This is a genomic window from Thauera phenolivorans (assembly GCF_001696715.1).
GTDB lineage: Bacteria > Pseudomonadota > Gammaproteobacteria > Burkholderiales > Rhodocyclaceae > Thauera > Thauera phenolivorans.
Window position 1 is genome coordinate 206,319 of the sequence record NZ_MBFM01000004.1, and the last position, 19,229, is coordinate 225,547.

Here is a 19,229-nt window from a genome sequence, read left to right on the forward strand (position 1 = left end):
TCTTCTTCTTGATCTCGAAGGCCTGCTCGAAGTCCTTGCGGGTGGTCTCGAGACCTTCGCGCACCGCCTCCAGCTGCGAGGCCAGCGCCTCGTCCGCCATGCGGACGTCGAACCAGTGGTAGAACTCGAGGCCGTCGAGGTACTCGCCGGTGATCTCGCTGCCCTTCGCCAGGCGCTTCGGGCCGCCGTTGGCGGTCTGGCCGACGATCATGCGGCGGATACGGGCGAAGGCGTCGCGCTCGACGATGCGCATCTGGTCGGCGAGGTCGGTCTTGAAGCTGCGCAGCTGGTCGTCGATGATCGACTGCGCGCGCTTGTCGCGCTCGAGGCCTTCGCGGGTGAACACCTGCACGTCGATGACGGTGCCGGTCATGCCCGAGGGCACGCGCAGCGAGGTGTCCTTCACGTCGGACGCCTTCTCGCCGAAGATCGCGCGCAGCAGCTTCTCCTCCGGCGTGAGCTGGGTCTCGCCCTTCGGCGTGACCTTGCCCACCAGCACGTCGCCCGCCTCGACCTCGGCACCGATATACACGATGCCGGATTCGTCCAGACGCGACAGCTGAGCCTCGCCGAGCGAGGCGATGTCGCGGGTGATTTCTTCGGCGCCGAGCTTGGTGTCGCGCGCGACTACCGTCAGCTCCTCGATGTGCACCGAGGTGAAGCGGTCTTCGGCGACGACCCGCTCCGAGATCAGGATCGAGTCCTCGAAGTTGTAGCCGTTCCACGGCATGAAGCCGACCAGCATGTTCTGGCCGAGGGCCAGTTCGCCGAGGTCGGTCGAGGCGCCGTCCGCGACCACGTCACCGCGGGCGATGACGTCGCCCACCCGTACCACCGGACGCTGGTTGATGTTGGTGTTCTGGTTCGAGCGGGTGTACTTGATCAGGTTGTAGATGTCGACACCGACCTCGCCCGCCGCCGCCTCCGCGTCATGCACGCGCACGACGATGCGGCTCGAGTCCACGTAGTCGACCACGCCGCCCCGGTGCGCCTTCACCGCGGTGCCCGAGTCGACCGCCACGCGACGCTCGATCCCGGTGCCCACCAGCGGCTTCTCCGGACGCAGGCAGGGCACGGCCTGGCGCTGCATGTTGGCGCCCATCAGTGCGCGGTTGGCGTCGTCGTGTTCGAGGAAGGGAATGAGCGAGGCCGCGACCGACACGATCTGACCAGGCGCCACGTCCATGTACTGCACCATGTCCGAGGTAGCGAGCAGGAACTCACCCTTGTGACGGCAGGACACCAGGTCGCCGGCGAGCATCCCCGCATCGTCGACCTCGGCGTTCGCCTGCGCGATCACGTACTGCCCTTCCTCGATCGCCGACAGGTAGTCGACCTGGTCGGTGACCTTGCCGTCCTCGACCCGGCGGTACGGGGTCTCGAGGAAGCCGTGGCGGTTGGTGCGCGCATACACCGCGAGCGAGTTGATGAGGCCGATGTTCGGGCCTTCCGGCGTCTCGATCGGACACACCCGGCCGTAGTGGGTCGGGTGCACATCGCGCACCTCGAAGCCCGCGCGTTCGCGGGTCAGGCCGCCCGGGCCCAGCGCGGAGACGCGACGCTTGTGCGTGATCTCCGACAGCGGGTTGGTCTGGTCCATGAACTGCGACAGCTGGCTGGAGCCGAAGAACTCCTTGATCGCCGCCGAGATCGGCTTGGCGTTGATCAGGTCGTGCGGCATCAGGTTGTCGGATTCCGCCTGCGACAGCCGCTCCTTGACCGCGCGCTCGACCCGCACCAGGCCGGCGCGGAACTGGTTCTCCGCCAGTTCGCCGACCGAACGCACACGGCGGTTGCCGAGGTGGTCGATATCGTCGATCTCGCCGCGCCCGTTGCGCAGTTCGACCAGCACGCCGACCACCGCGAGGATGTCCTCGTTGGTCAGCACGCCCGGGCCTTCCTCGCCACGCGCACCCACGGTCTGGTAGAAGCGCTTGAGCCAGTCCGGCGACTTGTCGTCGATCTTTTCCGGATAGGCACGACGGTTGAACTTCATGCGACCGACCGAGGACAGGTCGTAACGCTCCTCGGAATAGAACAGGCCCTGGAACAGACCTTCCACCGCGTCCTCGGTGGGCGGCTCGCCCGGACGCATCATGCGGTAGATCGCGACCTTGGCAGCCCACTGGTCGGCGGTCTCGTCGATGCGCAGGGTCTGCGAGATGTAGCCGCCGCGGTCGAGATCGTTGATGTAGAGGGTGGTCAGCTCGGTGACGCCCGCATCCCTCAGCTTGCCGAGCAGGTCCTCGGTGATCTCTTCGTTGGCCCGAGCGAGCAATTCGCCCGTCTCGGGGTCGGCGACGTTCTTGGCGATCACGCGACCGAGGACGAAGTCGTCGGGCACGCCGATCGTGGTCACGCCCGCCTGGTCGAGCTCGCGGATGTGCTTGGAGGTGATGCGCTTGTCACGGGCGACGATCAGACGACCGTCGGCCGTGGTGATGTCGAAGCGGGCGACCTCGCCGCGCAGGCGATCGGGCACCAGCGCGAACTGCGCGCCTTCCGCCTGCAGGTGGAGGGTGTCGGTGTCGTGGAAGATCGCGAGGATTTCCTCGGGCGTCAGGCCGATCGAGCGCAGCAGGATCGTCACCGGCATCTTGCGACGACGGTCGACGCGGAAGTAGAGGTAGTCCTTCGGATCGAACTCGAAGTCGAGCCACGAGCCACGGTAGGGAATGATGCGCGCCGAGAACAGCAGCTTGCCCGAGGAATGGGTCTTGCCGCGGTCGTGCTCGAAGAACACGCCGGGCGAGCGGTGCAGCTGCGAGACGATGACGCGCTCGGTACCGTTGATGACGAAGGAACCGGTCGAGGTCATGAGCGGAATCTCGCCCATGTAGACTTCCTGCTCCTTCACCTCCTTGATCGTTTCCTTCGGCGCTTCGCGATCCATGATCACCAGGCGCACCCGGGCGCGCAGCGGCGCCGCGAAGGTGAGGCCGCGCTGCTGGCATTCCTTCACGTCGAACGCCGGCTCGCCGAGCATGTACTGGACGAACTCGAGGCGGGCGTTGCCGCTGTGGCTGACGATCGGGAAGATCGAGTTGAACGCCGCCTGCAGACCCTGGACGCGGCGCCCTTCGGGCAGCGTGTCGGCCTGCAGGAACTCGGCGAACGATTCGATCTGGGTGGCGAGCAGGAAAGGCGCATCGAGCACGGCCGCGCTTTTGGCGAAGCTCTTGCGGATACGCTTCTTCTCAGTGTAGGAATACGCCATGGATGCTCCGGCTAGGGGTCGAACGTCGGAAAGACAGAACACAGCGCCCGGTTCGGGGACTCGCATCCCCTTGCGAACGGACACTCTGGTCTGGCCTTCCTGCAGCAGCAGAAAGCACGAAAGGGCCGGCGCTCATGCGAGCGCCAGCCCTGCCGGGAAAGCGAGAATTACTTGATCTCGACCTTCGCGCCAGCGTCTTCCAGCTGCTTCTTCAGCGCTTCGGCGTCGGCCTTGTTCGCGCCTTCCTTCACCGCCTTCGGAGCGCCGTCGACCAGATCCTTGGCTTCCTTCAGGCCCAGGCCGGTGACCGCACGGACGACCTTGATGACCTCGACCTTCTTCTCGCCAGCGGCCAGCAGAACGACGTCGAACTCGGTCTTCTCTTCAGCGGCCGGAGCGGCAGCGCCACCGGCAGCCGGGGCGGCCACGGCAACCGCGGCAGCGGCGGACACGCCGAACTTCTCTTCCATGTCCTTGATGAGCTGGGACAGCTCGAGGACGGTCATGTTGCCAATCGCTTCCAGAATGTCTTCTTTCGACACAGCCATTTTCTACTCCTGAATCATGTGATGCATCCCGACCGGGATGCGGTCGAGGAAATTACGCAGTCTCTTTCGAATCGCGCAGCGCGGCAACGGTGCGGACGAACTTGCCCGGCACTTCGTTGAGGGTCTGCACGAACTTGGTCACCGGCGCCTGCATCGTCCCGAGCAGGGTGGCAAGCAGCTCATCGCGGCTCGGCATCGACGCCAGCGCCTTGACGCCGGCGGCGTCCATGACGTAGTTCGGCATCGCGCCGCCCTTGATCACCAGCTTGTCGTTGGTCTTGGCGAACTCGTTGAGCACCTTGGCCGGAGCCACCGGATCCACGGAAATACCGTAGATCAGCGGACCGACCAGGGTCGAGGCCAGACCTTCGAACGGCGTGCCTTCGACGGCACGACGCACCAGGGTGTTCTTCAGGACACGCAGGTAGACACCTTGCTGGCGGGCTTGCGCTCGCAGCGTGGTGATCTTCCCGACTTCGAGACCGCGGTACTCAGCGACGATCACCGCCTGAGCGTTCGCCAGTTCGGCAGACACTTCGGCGACAACTGCCTTCTTGTCGTCAAGATTGAGACCCAAGGTCATCTCCCACTAGTAAAACGTCCTTCCAGCCGGCGTGAACCGGCCTTGGGACAACCAGGCGACCTGTCTTCAGGAGCGGCGGACGTCTTGCGACGCCCGGAATTCCAAATCCTGTTTCGGGTAACGCCATCTGCGTTGGGCACAGCGGTATGCCGCGAATTAAGGCTTGGCCGGAAAACCGGTCTCACCCCCAACGGTCTTTGACAACCTGCCGTCCGTTGCCGGACGACAGCCCAAAGTTCATGGGCGGGACATCCCGCCCGCAACGCCTCAGGCGGCGTTGATGCTCGTCGGTTCGACGCGCACGCCCGCACCCATGGTGCTCGACAGCGCGACGCGACGCACATAGATTCCCTTCGCAGCGGCCGGGCGCGCCTTCACCAGAGCACCCACGAGGGCGTTCAGGTTCTGCTCGAGCGCCTCGACGCCGAACGACGCGCGGCCGATCGTGGCATGGATCAGTCCAGCCTTGTCGGTACGGTACTGGACCTGACCGGCCTTGGCATTCTTCACCGCGGTGGTGACGTCCATGGTCACCGTGCCGACCTTCGGGTTCGGCATCAGCCCGCGCGGGCCGAGGATCTGGCCCAGCTGGCCGACCACGCGCATCGCATCGGGGGTGGCGATGCAGACGTCGAAGTCGAGGTTGCCGGCCTTGACCTGCTCGGCAAGGTCGTCGAAGCCGACCACTTCCGCACCAGCGGCACGGGCAGCCTCCGCCTTCTCGCCCTGGGCGAAGACGGCGACACGTACGCTCTTGCCGGTACCGGCGGGCAGCACGACGGAGCCGCGAACGACCTGATCGGACTTGCGGGGATCGACGCCGAGGTTGACGGCGACGTCGATCGACTCGTCGAACTTGGCGGTCGCGCATTCCTTCACCAGGCCGAGCGCCTCGGCGGCGGTATACACGCGATTACGGTCGACCTTGGCGCGGAGCGCCTGCACACGCTTGGAAATCTTCGCCATGATCAGAGGCCCTCCACGTTCACGCCCATGCTGCGCGCGGAACCGGCGATGGTGCGCACGGCGGCTTCGAGATCGGCAGCAGTCAGATCCTTCATCTTCGTGTTGGCGATTTCCTCGACCTGAGCACGGCTGATGGTGGCGACCTTGTCAGTGTTCGGCTTGGCCGAGCCACTCTTCAGGCCGGCGGCCTTCTTGATCAGCACCGCCGCCGGCGGCGTCTTCATGATGAAGGTGAAGCTCTTGTCGGCGAAGGCGGTGATCACCACCGGAATCGGCAGACCCGGCTCCATGCCCTGAGTCTGGGCATTGAACGCCTTGCAGAATTCCATGATGTTGAGGCCGCGCTGGCCGAGCGCCGGACCGATCGGGGGGCTGGGGTTGGCCTTGCCGGCCGGCACCTGCAGCTTGATGTAGCCAATGATTTTCTTTGCCATCTAGGCTTGCTCCTGTGGAGTGCTAACGCACCGGGACAACCGGCGCTCCTCGTGCGCCCGCGTGAACGGGCGATGGCAGGCGCATCGCGCCCGCCGCACGCTCAGGTCTTCTCGACCTGAGCGAAATCCAGTTCGACCGGCGTGCCGCGACCGAAGATGGTCACCGACACCCGCAGCTTGCTCTTCTCGTAGTTCGCGTCCTCGACCGTGCCGTGGAAGTCGGTGAAAGGACCTTCCTTCACGCGGACGACCTCGCCGATCTCGAACAGCACCTTCGGACGGGGCTTCTCCACCCCCTCCTGCATCTGCTGCATGATCTTGTCGACTTCCTTGTCGGAAATTGGCGCCGGCTTGTGCGCGGTGCCGCCGACGAAGCCGGTGACCTTCGGCGTGGACTTCACCAGATGCCAGGACTCGTCGTTCATTTCCATCTCGACGAGCACGTAACCAGGGAAGAACTTGCGCTCGGTGACGCTTTTCTGGCCGCCCTTCATCTCGACGACTTCTTCCACCGGCACCAGGATCTGACCGAACAGATCCTGCATGCCAGCACGGTTGATCCGCTCGACCAACGCGCGCTGCACGGACTTCTCGAAGCCCGAATAGGCGTGCACAACGTACCAACGCTTCGTCATTTTCACTTCCAGCCCAGGACCAGGTCATAGAGGACCCACTCCAGGCTCTTGTCGGTCAGCCACAAAAAGATCGCCATCACAACGACGAAGGCGAACACGAGACCGGTCGTCTGGAAGGTCTCCTTTCGACTCGGCCACACAACCTTCTTGGTTTCGACAACCGCCTCGCGTGCAAAGTTGACGAAACGACGCCCGGGCTCGGAGAACCAGGCAACGGCGACACCCGCAGCGACGCCAGCGAGCACCGAGAGGACGCGCAGCACGAGCGCCTGCTCGGACAGCAGGTAGAAGCCGACCACGCCGGCCGCAACCAGTGCCAGGGCCAGCGCGAATTTCAACTTATCGGCCATCGGAGCGAAACTTCCGGAAAATTGTGGCAGGGGCAGAGGGAATCGAACCCCCAACCTTCGGTTTTGGAGACCGACGCTCTGCCAGTTGAGCTATACCCCTGCAGCAGAGACTACGGGATGCACCTTGGGGGGCACACCCCGCACTCGAACGATCCGCCAGGCGGATTACTCGATGATCTTGGCGACCACGCCGGCGCCGACGGTACGACCGCCTTCGCGGATCGCGAAACGCAGGCCTTCTTCCATCGCGATCGGCGCGATCAGTTTCACCGTCATCGACACGTTGTCGCCCGGCATCACCATCTCGACGCCCTCGGGCAGCGAGATCGAACCGGTCACATCGGTCGTACGGAAGTAGAACTGCGGACGATAGTTGTTGAAGAACGGGGTGTGACGACCGCCCTCTTCCTTCGACAGCACGTACACCTCGCCGGTGAAGTGGGTGTGCGGCTTGATCGAACCCGGCTTGACCAGCACCTGGCCGCGCTCGACGTCCTCACGCTTGGTGCCGCGCAGCAGCACGCCGACGTTGTCGCCCGCCTGACCCTGGTCCAGCAGCTTGCGGAACATTTCCACGCCGGTGCAGGTCGTCTTGACGGTGTCCTTGATGCCGACGATCTCGAGTTCGTCGCCAACCTTGACGATGCCGCGCTCGACCCGACCGGTCACCACGGTGCCGCGACCCGAGATCGAGAACACGTCCTCGATCGGCAGCAGGAAGGGCTTGTCGATCGCACGCTCGGGAGTCGGGATGTAGGAGTCCAGCGCCGCGGCCAGTTCCAGGATCGCCGGCTCGCCGATCGGCGACTGGTCGCCCTCGAGCGCCTTCAGCGCCGAACCCTTGACGATCGGCACGTCGTCGCCCGGGAAGTCGTACTTGGAGAGCAGCTCGCGCACTTCCATCTCGACCAGCTCGAGCAGCTCCTCGTCGTCGACCATGTCGCACTTGTTCAGGAAGACGATGATGTAGGGCACGCCCACCTGACGCGCCAGCAGGATGTGCTCGCGGGTCTGGGGCATCGGGCCGTCAGCGGCCGAGCACACCAGGATCGCGCCGTCCATCTGCGCCGCACCGGTGATCATGTTCTTGACGTAGTCGGCGTGACCCGGGCAGTCGACGTGCGCGTAGTGACGGTTCTCGGTCTCGTACTCGACGTGCGAGGTGTTGATCGTGATGCCGCGCGCCTTCTCTTCCGGAGCGCTGTCGATCGCGTCGTAGCCCTTCGCCTCGCCGCCGAACTTCTTCGACAGGATCGTGGTGATCGCGGCCGTCAGCGTGGTCTTGCCGTGGTCAACGTGACCGATCGTACCGACGTTTACGTGCGGCTTAGTCCGCTCGAACTTACCCTTAGCCATATCGACTTCCTTAAATCAGAACCAAGAAACCGGAACGGCATCAGATCAGATACCGAGCCAAGCCAGGCAGAATAGCGTGGTGCCCATGACGTGGATTGAACACGTGGCCTCTCCCTTACCAAGGGAGTGCTCTACCACTGAGCTACATGGGCCCTGAAACTTTCTGGAGCGGGTGAAGGGAATCGAACCCTCGTCGTAAGCTTGGAAGGCTTCTGCTCTACCATTGAGCTACACCCGCACTCACCGCACCGTACGACTTGCAGCTGACCGCTTCAACCGCCGCGCCGCCCGCAATCGCTGCGGCACGACTCAAAAACTGTGGTGGAGGGAGAAGGATTCGAACCTTCGAAGGCTGAGCCGGCAGATTTACAGTCTGCTCCCGTTGACCGCTTGGGTATCCCTCCACTCAGGGAAGCCCCGAACTATAGTGGCCGACCCGGCCTCTGTCAAACACTTTTTGCCCGATGCCCGCAGCGTGCCCGGGACCCCGCAGCCGCGCTCATACGCGCGACCCGTTACGGGCGATGAGCACCAGCGCCTGGGCGCGGTTGCTGACGTCCAGCGCGCGGAAGATCGCCGACATATGAACCTTCACCGTACCCTCCGAGATGCCGAGCAGATCGGCGATCTCGCGATTGGTCCGCCCCTCGGCCAGCAGTTCGAGCACCCTCGTCTGCGCCGCGGTGAGACCGTAGCGCTCGCTCACCGGCGAGGCTGGTCGGCGGCCGCCGGGAACCGGCATGCGCGGGGTGTGCACGCCACCGGCAAGGACCTCGCGCACCGCCTGCAGCAACTCCTCGCCCGAGTTGGCCTTCGACACGAAACCCGATGCGCCGCCCCTGATCGCGCGCCGCACCGAAGTCTCGTCGTCCATGGCCGACACGACGATGGTCGGCACGTCGGGGCAGCGCTTCGCGAGTACCGCCAGCAGTGAGAATCCGTTCATGTCGGGCAGCATGAGGTCGATTACCGCGAGATCGAAACCCCCGTCGCGCTCGAGCAGCGCCAGCGCCGTGTCGGCGTCCCTCGCATTGACACACTCCACGCCGCTCTCGAGCCGCGACAGGGTATGCACCATCGCCTCCCTGACCAGAGCGTGATCCTCAACGATCAAGATCTTCGTCACCTTCCTCCCCCCGACTTCCGCCGATATGCCGGCGCCAACCGCGAATAATGCCTTCATCATAGCACCCGGCATCGTGCGGCTGCCCGCCCGCAGCTATCGCCGAGCGCCGAAAGCGGCGAAAATGCCGGCCCGCACTAGCGCAGACCGATGCAATCTCCGATGCCGTCCTCAACCGTCGCCGCTCCGCCCCCAACAATCGAGCGATCGCAATGGGCGTGGCCGCTGGCGCGCGTCCTCGCGCTTTCCGCGGCTTCCGGCCTCTTGCCGGGGAGCGCGCGCGTAGTGCACGAGGCGCGGTCCGAGCGCGCCTTCCTCGGCGCGTTGCCGGTGGTGCTGTCGGCCTCCCGGCTCGCCCAGCCCGTGGGCGAGGCGCCGAGCGCGACCACCGTGATCGATCGCGACATGATAAGGGTGGCGGGCGCCCGCTCGGTCGACGAACTGATGCGTTGGGTGCCCGGCTTCCAGGTCGGCCCGCGCAGCTTCCTGAGCCTGCGACGGGTGCTCTGAGCGGCCTGCATGCGGACGAGGCGCCCGACCTTCCTGCTCTTCACCCTCGCTCTGCTGCTGATGCTGGCAGGCGCGCCGGCGCGCGCGCAGCTCGCAGTCGTCACCAGCGCGGCGAGCGGCGCCCACGCCGAGAGCCTTTCGGCCCTGCGCGCCACGCTGCAGGCGATGCTGCCCGGCACCCGCGTCGAGGCCTTCGACTGGTCCGAACTCTCGCGCGCCCGGCTCAAGGGCAGCCGCGTGGTCGTCAGCGTCGGCACCCTCGCGGCACGCGCGGTCGAGCGGATCGCGCCGTCCCAGCCCGTGCTGCACATCCTGCTGCCGGCCGCCGCCTACCACAGGCTCCCGCCGCGCCCGCCCGGCGCCGGGCCGGTTTCAGCGATCTGGCTCGACCAACCGCCAATCCGCCAGCTACGGCTGATCCGGCTGGCGCTTCCCGAATGGGATCGCGTGGCCGTGCTCGTCAGCGCCGATGGCACCCCGGGGCTCGAAGCGATCCGGGCCGAGAGCGAGCCCCTCGGACTCGAGCTTGCGAGCGCGCGCGTCGGCAGCCACGCCGAACTCTACCCGGCGCTGCGCGAGGCCCTCTCCCAGCCGGCGGTGCTGCTGGCGACGCCCGACCCGCTGATCTTCAACAACTACTCGGTGCAGAACGTCCTCCTCGCCGCCTACGGCCACAAGTCGCCCGTACTCGGCCTGTCGCCCGCCTACGTGCGCGCCGGCGCCCTGCTCGGCCTTTACTCCACCCCCGCGCAGATCGGCACCGAAGCTGCCGTCATCGTGCGCGACCTGCTCCACGGCCACGCGCTGCCGCCGGCCTCGCCGCCTTCGATCTTCGAGGTCGCCATCAACCGTGCGGTCGCGCGCGCGCTCGAGATCGAGCTGCCGCCGGCGGAGCGCCTGACCGCGGCGCTGACCGAGTGGCAGGAGGGAGCCCGATGAAGCTGCGCTGGGGCGTGCGCGCCCGCGTCATGCTCGCCGCGATCCTGCCGATGCTGGTGCTCGCGGTGGTGCTGACGGTGTCCTACACGAGCTCGCGTCTGGCCGATTTTCACAACGAGCTCGAGGCGCGCGGCAAGGCGGTCGCCCGCCAGCTCGCGGCGGCAAGCGAATTCCCGGTGTTCTCCGGCAACCACCGGTCCCTGCAGCAGCTCGCCGGCGGGGCGATGGCGGAGGAAGACGTCGCCGGCCTGCGGATCGTTGACCGCAGCGGCCGCACACTGGCCAGCGCCGGCATCCTCGATCCACTGCTCATGCCGCCGGACGGCCCGCTCGCGCCCGCCCCCTGGGTCGAGCGCCGGGGCGCGACGCTGCGCATCGTCGAGCCGATCCGGCCTCGCCCGCTCGATCTCGACGCCGATCCGACCGCATTCACGGTCGCTGCCGGCACGCAGGCCAGTGCGCCGCCGCTCGGCAGCGTTGTCCTCGATTTCTCCCTCGATCGCCTCTACGCCCGACGCACCGAGCTGCTCTGGCAGAGCGCCTCGATCGGTCTCCTCGTGCTGCTCGGCAGCCTGGTGCTGGCCAGTCATCTGAGCAAGGGCGTCAGTCGGCCGATCCGCCGGGTCGCCGACATCGTGCTCGAGATCGGCGCCGGCGAGATGCACCGGCGCGTCGAGCCACTGGGCGGCGGCAGCCTGCAGAGGCTCGCCGAAGGCGTCAATGAGATGGCCCGTCGCCTAGCCGACGCGCGCGAGGACATGGCACGCGAGATCGAACAGGCCACCGCCGAGCTGCGCACGCGCAAGAACGAGGCCGAGCGGGCGAATCTCGCCAAGTCGCGCTTCCTCGCGGCCGCCAGCCACGATCTGCGGCAGCCGATGCACGCGCTCGGGCTGTTCATCGCCGAACTGCAACAGTACCAGCTGCCGCAACCGACACGGGGCCTGGTACGTCAGATCGCCGCCTCCGCCGACGCGATGGAAAAGCTGCTCGACAGCCTGCTCGACATCTCGCGGCTCGACGCTGGCGTGCTGCGCCCGACCCTGCGCGTGTTCGCGCTCCGCCCGCTGCTGACCCGCATCGTCGCCGCCCACGAACCCGCCGCTGCCGAGCGGGGACTCCGCCTCGGCCTGCGTGCGTCCGAGGTCTGGGTGCGCAGCGATCCGCTGCTGCTCGAGCGGATCGTCTCCAACCTCATCAGCAACGCGCTGCGCTATACCCGCGAGGGCGGCGTGCTGCTCGCCTGCCGCCGCCAGGGCGACGGCCTGGTACGGATCGAGGTGCGCGACAGCGGCACCGGCATTCCCCTCGAGCGACAAGAGGTCATCTTTCAGGAGTTCGTGCAGCTCGACAACGCCGAGCGCTCGCGCGACAAGGGCCTCGGGCTCGGACTGGCGATCGTCAAGCGCCTGGCCGAGCTGCTCGACCACCGCCTCACGCTGCGCTCCGCGCCCGGCCGCGGCTCGGTATTCGCCATCGCCCTGCCGCGCACCGAACCGCTCGACGCGGGCGAGGCCGCCCCCGAGCCGCGGCCGCCCGGCGACCTCGGCGGCGTGCGCATCGCGGTGGTGGACGACGATCCGTTGGTGTGCGCCGGCACCGCCAGCCTGCTCGCCTCCTGGGGCTGCGAGGTCGAGGCGGCGGCCTCGAGCGCGGCGCTGTTCGAGCGGATCGCCAACGCAGACTGGCGGCCGGCGCTGGTGATCAGCGACCTGCGCCTGCAGGGTCCGCTCGACGGCCTGGACGTGGTCCGCGAACTGCGCGAACGGCTGGCCGAGCCGACCCTGCCAGCGGTGCTGATCACCGGCGACACCGGCGCGGACATGCTCGCCCTCACCCGCGACAGCGGGATCCCGGTGCTGCACAAGCCGGTACGTCCGGCGCGGCTGCGCGCGCTGATCAACCGCCAACTGGAGTACGCCGCCGGCGAAGACGACGATGCCTGACCGCGCAGGCGTCGCCCCGACGCAGCGACACACCCGCTGCCTGGCGCATCGGTTAAGATGATTTCACTCAACGGTCAAGGAAGAACGCCCATGGCACAGGACAGCAACGCTCAGGATCCCCTCGACTTCGTGCGCGGCATGTGGAACAGCATGGGCTTCAACCTGCCCGGAATGGTGACGCCGACGCTCGACGTGGATGAGCTCGACAAACGCATCACCGACCTCAAGGCGGTCGAGAACTGGCTGAAGATGAATCTCAACATGCTTCAGATGACCACCCAAGGCCTGGAAATGCAGCGTGCGGCGCTCGCCGCGATGAAGGCGATGAGCCAGCAGGTGCAGGGCGACGAGGGGGTCGCCAAGGCGGAGAATCCGTTCGCCGGCGCCTCGATGTGGCCCTGGAACCTGATGAAGCAGCAGGCCGAGCAGGCGGCGGCGTCCGACACCCAGCCGTCGTCGCCGGCCCCGACCGGCGGCGCACGCCGGAAGACCTCGACCGACAAGTGAGCCGGGGGGCTGAGGCCCCCGTCGTCAGATGACGCCCGCGTCGCGCAGGCCGGCGATCTCGGTCGCGTCCAGTCCGAGCGCGGCAAGCACCTCGTCGCCGTCGTCGCCCGCGCTTGCGGGCGCCGGCCGCGGCATTGCGGGTTCGAAGCCGGCCAGTCGCACCGGCGGCCCGAACTGGGTCACCCCGCCCACGTCGCGCACCATGCCGCGCGCGCGCAGCTGCGGATTCCGCAGGCTTTCCTCGAGCTGCAGCACCGGCGTCACGCAGCAGTCCACCCCGTCGAACACCGCCACCCATTCGGCCTGCGTGCGCGTGCGGAACACGGCCTGCACTTCTGCGCGTGCCCTCGCCCCTGCCTCGCCGGTGGCGAGATGGAGTGGCTTGAGGTCGGGCCGGCCGAGCGCGTCGCAGGTCATCTGCCAGAATTTTTCCTCGAGCGCGCCGACCGCCATGTAGCGTCCGTCGGCCGTCTGGTACACCCCGTAGCAGGGCACCCCGCCGGTGAGCAGGTCCTCGCCGCGCGGGCGCACGCCGCCGTGGGCGAGCACCTCGATCAGCGGAAAGATCGCATGGGCGAAGGCCGCGTCGGTCATCGACACGTCGACGAGGCGGCCGCGTCCGGTAGTCCGTGCCTCGAGCAGGGCCACGAGGATGCCGGTGACCGCCGCCATCGTGCCGCCGAGCAGATCGCCGATCTGCAGGTTCGGCACCGCCGGCGGACCGCCGGCGGTGCCGATCTGGTCGAGCACGCCGGCGTAGCCGATGTAGTTGATGTCGTGGCCGGCGCGCAGCGCATAGGGGCCCGTCTGGCCGTAGCCCGAGATACTGCAGAACACCAGGCGCGGGTTGATCTCCGCCAGCGCCTCGTAGCCGACGCCCAGCTTGTCCATGACGCCGGGCCGGAAGCCCTCGACCAGGCCGTCGGCCTTCGCGACCAGGCGCCGCAGCAAGGCCTTGCCGGCCTCCTGCTTGAGATCGAGACGCAGGCTCTTCTTGTTACGATTGACGATCTGGTACAGGTAGCTGTTCTCGCCGCCCATCGCGCCGAGCGTACGCGCGTAGTCGCCGGCGCCGGTGTCTTCGATCTTGATGACCTCGGCGCCATAGTCGGCGAGGTGCTGGGTCGCCAGCGGGCCGGGCAGCAGGCGGGTGAGGTCGAGGATGCGCAGGCCGGCGAGCGGCGCGCGGGAAGCGTCAGAAGCGATGGCGGTCATGTGCGGGACAATGCGAAAGGAAATGTCGCCCGATTATCCCCTACCGTCGCCCCGCTCGCGAGCCTGCCGCGTCCGACGCATCCCGCCTCACTCGTAGCGGCGCACGTCGTCGATCACCTTGCCGTCGTTGGCGAGCGTGCCGACGGCGAGGAAGGCGACCTCGCCGCGTAGCTTGGTGATCTCGCGCAGACTGGCGCCGATCGCCTCGGCGAGCGCCTCGCTGCCGCCGCCCGCGACCTCGCACATCAGCGTCATGCGGTCGCCGAGCCGGGGATTGTCGACCACCAGCCGCGCCCGCCCGAGCTCGGGATGACGGCGCACCACCTCGGCGACCTGGCCCGGATGCACGAACATGCCCTTGACCTTGGTCGTCTGGTCCGCCCGCCCCATCCAGCCGCGAATGCGCAGGTTGGTGCGGCCGCAGGGCGAGGCGCCGGGCAGCAGCGCGGAGAGGTCGCCGGTGCCGAAGCGGATCAGCGGGTAGTCGGGATTGAATGTGGTCACGACAACCTCGCCGACCTCGCCCGCCGCCACCGGCTCGCCGGTGCCGGGGCGGACGATCTCGAGCACGATATCCTCGTCGACCACCATGCCCTCGCCGTCCGGTGTCTCATACGCGATGAGGCCGATGTCGGCGGTGGCGTAGGCCTGGAGGGCGGTGACGCCGGCGGCGGCGAACTGATCGCGCAGGCTGGGCGGGAAGGCCTCGCCGGATACCAGCGCCTTGCGCAGGCTGATGCCGACACCGGCTTCGGTCGCCTTGTCGAGCAGGATGCGCAGGAAAGAGGGCGTGCCGACGTAAGCGTTCGGCTGCAGATCCGCGATCGCCGCGAGCTGCTGCTCGGTCTGCCCCGTGCCGGCGGGAAACACCGTGCAGCCGAGCGCATGGGCGGCGGTCTCCATCATCGAGCCGGCAGGGGTGAAGTGATAGGAGAAGGTATTGTGCACCAGGTCGCCGGCGCGAAAGCCCGCCGCATGCAGGGCCCGCGCGAGCCGGTAGTAGTCCGGACCCGCCCCTTCGGGCTCGTAGAGCGGTCCGGGCGAGGCGAACACCCGGCGGCAGCCCGCCCCCCAGCGCACGGCAGCGAAACCCCCGAAGGGGCGCGCCTGCTTCTGCCGCTCGAGCAGCTCGGACTTGCGGATCACCGGCAACCCGGCAAGCGCCTCACGGCTGGTCACCGTCTCGGGGTCGATGCCGTCGAGCAGGCCGGCGAAGGCCGGGGTGTTGGCCGTCGCATGCGCGATCTGTGCCGGCAAGCGCGCGAACAGTTCGCGCTCGCGCCCGGCATGGTCGCGCGTTTCCCTCGTGTCGTAGAAGCTCATCCCGCCTCCCTGTTGCGATCCGGTTCCGTACCCTGCGGCCCGCTCACGACAACCAGCGCTTGCGCCGGCGGTAGTGCTTGACCTCGCGGAAGCTCTTGCGCCCCTCGCCCGCCAGGCCGAGGTAGAACTCCTTGACGTCCTCGTTGGCGGCGAGCTCCTTCGCCTCGCCCTCCATGACGATGCGACCGTTCTCCATGATGTAGCCGAAGTCGGCATAGCGCAGCGCCACCATGGTGTTCTGCTCGGCGAGCAGGAAGCTCACCTTCTCCTTGGTGTTGAGGTCCTTCACGATCTCGAAGATCTCCTCGACGATCTGGGGGGCCAGCCCCATCGAGGGCTCGTCGAGCAGGATCATCTCCGGCTTCGCCATCAGGGCGCGGCCGATCGCGCACATCTGCTGCTCGCCGCCCGAGGTGTAGCCGGCCTGCGAGCTGCGTCGCGTCTTCAGACGCGGAAAGTAGTGGTACACCTTCTCGAGGTTCGCGTTGAGCTCGCCGCGCGAGATCTTGCGGGTGTAGGCGCCCGTCAGCAGGTTCTCCTCGATCGACAGGTGACCGAAGCAGTGCCGCCCCTCCATCACCTGGATCACCCCGCGCCGTACCAGCTCGTTGGGCGTCATCTGGTCGATCCGGGCGCCCTTGAATTCGATGCTGCCCTTGGTGACGTCGCCGCGCTCGGCGTGCAGCAGGTTGGAGATCGACTTCAGCGTGGTCGATTTGCCCGCGCCGTTGGCACCGAGCAGGGCGACGATGCTGCCCTGCTCCACCTGCAGCGACACGCCTTTTAGCACCAGGATCACGTGGTTGTAGATCACCTCGACGTTGTTGATCGAGAGATAGGGCGCCGCGGCCTGCGCGGCGGCTTCGGTGGCGGTGTTCATCGTCATCTTCGTCCGTGGTCTCCGTCCCGCCTCCCCGGCCCCGCCGGGAGAGGGTCTGCGCAGGGTTCGCCGGCCGCAGCGGGCGAGCCCTCGGCAGACCGCCCCGTCGCCGGGGCCTCGGTCTGCGCTGCCTGCGCCGGGCGGACTGTCCCGCCCGGCGCTTGCCGCCTCACTCCTTGCTGCAGTCGCGCGGGGTGAGCCCCTTCTCCTTGGCGTACTTCTCGGCACCTGCCTTCACCAGCGGGTTCACCACGCTCATGTCGGCCTCGTACCAGTCTGACGTGGTCTCGTACTTCTGTCCGTTCCAGGTGATGATCCGCGCCCAGCTCGAGCCCATGTGGTCGGCGCACGAAGTCTTCACCGGCCGCATCAGGTTGCCGAAGCCGAGCTCGTCGAGCCGCGCCTGGGTGATGTCCAGGTTCTCCAGGCCCCAGCGCACCTGCTCCGGCGTCACCGGCTTGCCCTTGCCGTACTTCTCCTGCGCGGTGCGGATCGCCTCGACGGTGAGCATCTGAATCATCATGCCGCGGGTATGGGCGACGGTGCCCACCTCGTCACGCGAGTTCGCCGAGCCCTGGTCCTTGTCGTACACGTGCTTGAGGATGTCGTCGTGCGCCTTGCCGCGGTCGGCCGAGCCCTGGATCGCGATCGCGTTGTAGCCTTTCGCGGCGGCGCCGATGTCCTTCACGTCGGACTCGGAGCCGGCCCACCAGATGCCGTACATCTTGTCGCGCGGGAAACCCGTCGCCTGTGCCTCGCGGATCGCGGTGGGCGTCATGATGCCCGCGGCCCACAGGATCACGTACTCGGGCCGCTCCTTGCGGATCTGCAGCCAGGTGGCCTTCTGCTCGACGCCGGGGGCGACGACCGGCAGCGCCATCAGCTCGAAGCCGTATTTCTGCGCCAGCGCCTGCAGCGCCGGGATCGGCTCCTTGCCGTAGGGCGAGTCGTGGTAGACCAGCGCCAGCTTCTTGCCCTTGAGCTTGTCGGCGCCGCCCATCTTCTTGGCGATGTCCTGGACGATGATGTCGGATGCGGTCCAGTAGGTGCCGAGCATCGGGAAGGACCACGGGAACACCGAGCCGTCGGCCGAATCCGACCGGCCATAGCCCATCGTCATCACCGGCACCTTGTCGAGCGGCGCCTTGTCCATCACCGCGTAGGTGATGCCGGTCGACTGGGTGTCGAACAGGCTGCCACCGCCGTTCTTGGCCTTGAGGCGCTCGTAGCACTCGACGCCGCGGTCGGTGTTGTAGGCGGTCTCGCATTCCTCGTAGCTGAGCTTGACGCCGTTTACCCCGCCGTCGCGCTCGTTGACCATCTTCAGATAGTCGAGCTTGCCGTTCGCCCACGGGATGCCGAGCGGCGCGAACGAGCCGGTGCGATACACCAGCAACGGGATGAACTGTTCCGCCTGCGCGGCCGCGATCGACGGCGCGGTGAGTGCGAAAGCCATGGTGCCGGCGACGGCGAGGCCACGAATGCCCTGGGCGATCCTGTTCTGCATGTCTTCATCTCCTCGATGTGGCTAGGTTGCTGCACATTTGCCGGGCACGCCGGCACTGCTTGGGGCCGGTCTGCGCCGGCTCGATCGGGTTGTGTGGGGGCTGCTCAGTAGGGGAAGGGCCACAGGCGCAGCTTCTCGCGGCCGATGCTCCACAGCCGCGCCAGCCCGTGGGGTTCGGCGATCAGGAAGATCACGATCAGCGCGCCGAACACGACGTGCTCCAGGTGCGCGGCGGTGTCGACCGACAGCGGCAAGCCGAAGAGCTCGGGCACGTTGGTCAGCACGATCGGCAGCAGCACGATGAAGGCGGCGCCGAAGAAGCTGCCGGCGATCGAACCCAGGCCGCCGATGATGATCATGAACAGCAGCTGGAAGGAGCGGTCGAGGCCGAAGGCGAGCGGCTCCCAGGCGCCGAGATGGACGAAGCCCCACAGCGCCCCGGCGACGCCGACGATGAAGGAGCTCACCGCGAAGGCGGTCAGCTTGGCGTAGGCCGGACGGATGCCGATGACGCCGGCGGCGATGTCCATGTCGCGGATCGCCATCCACTGGCGGCCGGTGCCGCTACGCACCAGGTTCTTCGCGATCACCGCGAAGACGACGACGAAGCCGAGGCAGAACAGGTACTTCTGCGCCGCGCTCTCGACCGGCAGACCGAAGAAGGACAGAGAGCCGACCGAGACCGAGCCCGAGGTCGAGTAGTTGGTCAGCGCCGGGATGCGCAGGAAGGCCCAGTCGAGGAAGAACTGCGCCGCCAGGGTCGACACCGCGAGGTAGAGGCCGCGCAGGCGCAGGCTGGGGATGCCGAACAGCACGCCGATCGCGGTCGCGCACGCGCCGCCGGCGAGGATCTGCAGCAGCAGCGGCGTCTCCGGCACGCGCACGCCGAGGTTCCACGCCGCGTAGGCGCCGACCGCCATGAAGGCGCCGGTGCCGAGCGAGATCTGGCCGCAGTAGCCGACCAGGATGTTCAGCCCGATCGCCGCCAGCGACAGGATGAGGAAGGGAATCAGCAGCGCGCGCAGCAGGTAGTCGCTCGCCAGCATCGGTACCAGCAGCGCGGCGATCGCCACGATGGCGATGATCGCCACCCGGTCCTGCTGCACCTTGAAGATGCGCTGGTCCTCGACGTAACTCGCCTTGAACTGTCCGTTTTCGCGATAGAACATGAATGGATCTCCGGGACGGGC

At 67.3% G+C, this 19,229-nt stretch carries 18 protein-coding genes and 4 tRNA genes; 4 read left to right on the forward strand and 18 right to left on the reverse strand.

Going from position 1 to position 19,229, the window contains the following annotated elements; all coding sequences use genetic code 11:
- The 13 genes from rpoB to BB334_RS10970 form a co-directional block, all read right to left on the reverse strand.
- The coding region (rpoB, locus tag BB334_RS10910; RefSeq protein ID WP_068808920.1) for a DNA-directed RNA polymerase subunit beta at positions 1-3,217 on the reverse strand (3,217 nt) is incomplete at its 3' end.
- Between the two features lie 167 nt (positions 3,218-3,384).
- Positions 3,385-3,765, reverse strand: a complete 381-nt coding sequence (gene rplL / locus BB334_RS10915) for a 50S ribosomal protein L7/L12 (protein ID WP_068808465.1) — start codon at positions 3,763-3,765, stop codon at positions 3,385-3,387.
- 52 nt (positions 3,766-3,817) lie between these two features.
- Positions 3,818-4,342 carry a 50S ribosomal protein L10 gene (gene rplJ / locus BB334_RS10920; RefSeq protein WP_068808921.1) on the reverse strand — a complete coding sequence of 175 codons (525 nt, stop codon included), beginning with the start codon at positions 4,340-4,342 and terminating at the stop codon, positions 3,818-3,820.
- Positions 4,343-4,615: 273 nt separating this feature from the next.
- Entirely contained in the window at positions 4,616-5,314 is a 699-nt protein-coding gene (gene rplA / locus BB334_RS10925; RefSeq protein WP_068808468.1) for a 50S ribosomal protein L1, read from the reverse strand.
- Positions 5,315-5,316: 2 nt separating this feature from the next.
- On the reverse strand, positions 5,317-5,748 hold the full coding sequence (rplK, locus tag BB334_RS10930; protein ID WP_068808470.1) for a 50S ribosomal protein L11: 432 nt from the start codon (positions 5,746-5,748) through the stop codon (positions 5,317-5,319).
- A gap of 101 nt (positions 5,749-5,849) precedes the next feature.
- Entirely contained in the window at positions 5,850-6,383 is a 534-nt protein-coding gene (gene nusG, locus BB334_RS10935) for a transcription termination/antitermination protein NusG (RefSeq protein ID WP_068808472.1), read from the reverse strand.
- Between the two features lie 2 nt (positions 6,384-6,385).
- Positions 6,386-6,733: a preprotein translocase subunit SecE gene (secE, locus tag BB334_RS10940; RefSeq protein ID WP_068808474.1), complete on the reverse strand. Its 348-nt coding sequence runs from the start codon at positions 6,731-6,733 to the stop codon at positions 6,386-6,388.
- A 24-nt stretch (positions 6,734-6,757) separates the two neighbouring features.
- A tRNA-Trp gene (locus BB334_RS10945) sits at positions 6,758-6,833 on the reverse strand.
- 65 nt (positions 6,834-6,898) lie between these two features.
- Positions 6,899-8,089 (reverse strand): elongation factor Tu, encoded by a 1,191-nt coding sequence (tuf, locus tag BB334_RS10950; protein WP_068808475.1) that lies wholly within the window; start codon positions 8,087-8,089, stop codon positions 6,899-6,901.
- A gap of 77 nt (positions 8,090-8,166) precedes the next feature.
- A tRNA-Thr gene (locus BB334_RS10955) sits at positions 8,167-8,241 on the reverse strand.
- A 12-nt stretch (positions 8,242-8,253) separates the two neighbouring features.
- Positions 8,254-8,327 (reverse strand) — tRNA-Gly (locus BB334_RS10960).
- A gap of 81 nt (positions 8,328-8,408) precedes the next feature.
- Positions 8,409-8,493 (reverse strand) — tRNA-Tyr (locus BB334_RS10965).
- Positions 8,494-8,588: 95 nt separating this feature from the next.
- A complete protein-coding gene (locus tag BB334_RS10970; RefSeq protein ID WP_068808479.1) occupies positions 8,589-9,215 on the reverse strand; it encodes a response regulator transcription factor in 627 nt (208 codons plus the stop codon).
- A 282-nt stretch (positions 9,216-9,497) separates the two neighbouring features.
- On the opposite strand from BB334_RS10970, the gene BB334_RS10975 reads away from it, so the two are divergent.
- From BB334_RS10975 to BB334_RS10990, 4 genes are all read left to right on the forward strand, one after another.
- Positions 9,498-9,722, forward strand: a complete 225-nt coding sequence (locus BB334_RS10975; RefSeq protein WP_068808481.1) for a TonB-dependent receptor plug domain-containing protein — start codon at positions 9,498-9,500, stop codon at positions 9,720-9,722.
- 9 nt (positions 9,723-9,731) lie between these two features.
- A complete protein-coding gene (locus tag BB334_RS10980; RefSeq protein WP_068808483.1) occupies positions 9,732-10,661 on the forward strand; it encodes an ABC transporter substrate-binding protein in 930 nt (309 codons plus the stop codon).
- Positions 10,658-12,607 carry a hybrid sensor histidine kinase/response regulator gene (locus tag BB334_RS10985; protein WP_068808485.1) on the forward strand — a complete coding sequence of 650 codons (1,950 nt, stop codon included), beginning with the start codon at positions 10,658-10,660 and terminating at the stop codon, positions 12,605-12,607. Before BB334_RS10980 ends, BB334_RS10985 begins: the two co-directional genes overlap by 4 nt.
- A gap of 90 nt (positions 12,608-12,697) precedes the next feature.
- Positions 12,698-13,114 (forward strand): PhaM family polyhydroxyalkanoate granule multifunctional regulatory protein, encoded by a 417-nt coding sequence (locus tag BB334_RS10990; protein WP_068808488.1) that lies wholly within the window; start codon positions 12,698-12,700, stop codon positions 13,112-13,114.
- 24 nt (positions 13,115-13,138) lie between these two features.
- Here the strand turns inward: BB334_RS10990 and BB334_RS10995 are convergent, their stop codons facing one another.
- The 5 genes from BB334_RS10995 to BB334_RS11015 all read right to left on the reverse strand — a co-directional run bounded on the left by BB334_RS10995 (position 13,139) and on the right by BB334_RS11015 (position 19,208).
- A complete protein-coding gene (locus BB334_RS10995; protein WP_068808494.1) occupies positions 13,139-14,329 on the reverse strand; it encodes a CaiB/BaiF CoA transferase family protein in 1,191 nt (396 codons plus the stop codon).
- Positions 14,330-14,416: 87 nt separating this feature from the next.
- Positions 14,417-15,652, reverse strand: coding sequence for a phenylacetate--CoA ligase family protein (locus BB334_RS11000; RefSeq protein ID WP_068808497.1), 1,236 nt, complete (start codon positions 15,650-15,652; stop codon positions 14,417-14,419).
- A gap of 43 nt (positions 15,653-15,695) precedes the next feature.
- Complete coding sequence (locus BB334_RS11005) at positions 15,696-16,538, reverse strand: ABC transporter ATP-binding protein (protein WP_068808500.1); 843 nt, start codon at positions 16,536-16,538, stop codon at positions 15,696-15,698.
- 163 nt (positions 16,539-16,701) lie between these two features.
- Entirely contained in the window at positions 16,702-18,039 is a 1,338-nt protein-coding gene (locus tag BB334_RS11010; RefSeq protein WP_068808503.1) for an ABC transporter substrate-binding protein, read from the reverse strand.
- Between the two features lie 104 nt (positions 18,040-18,143).
- Entirely contained in the window at positions 18,144-19,208 is a 1,065-nt protein-coding gene (locus BB334_RS11015; RefSeq protein WP_068808506.1) for a branched-chain amino acid ABC transporter permease, read from the reverse strand.
- Positions 19,209-19,229: the final 21 nt, after the last annotated feature.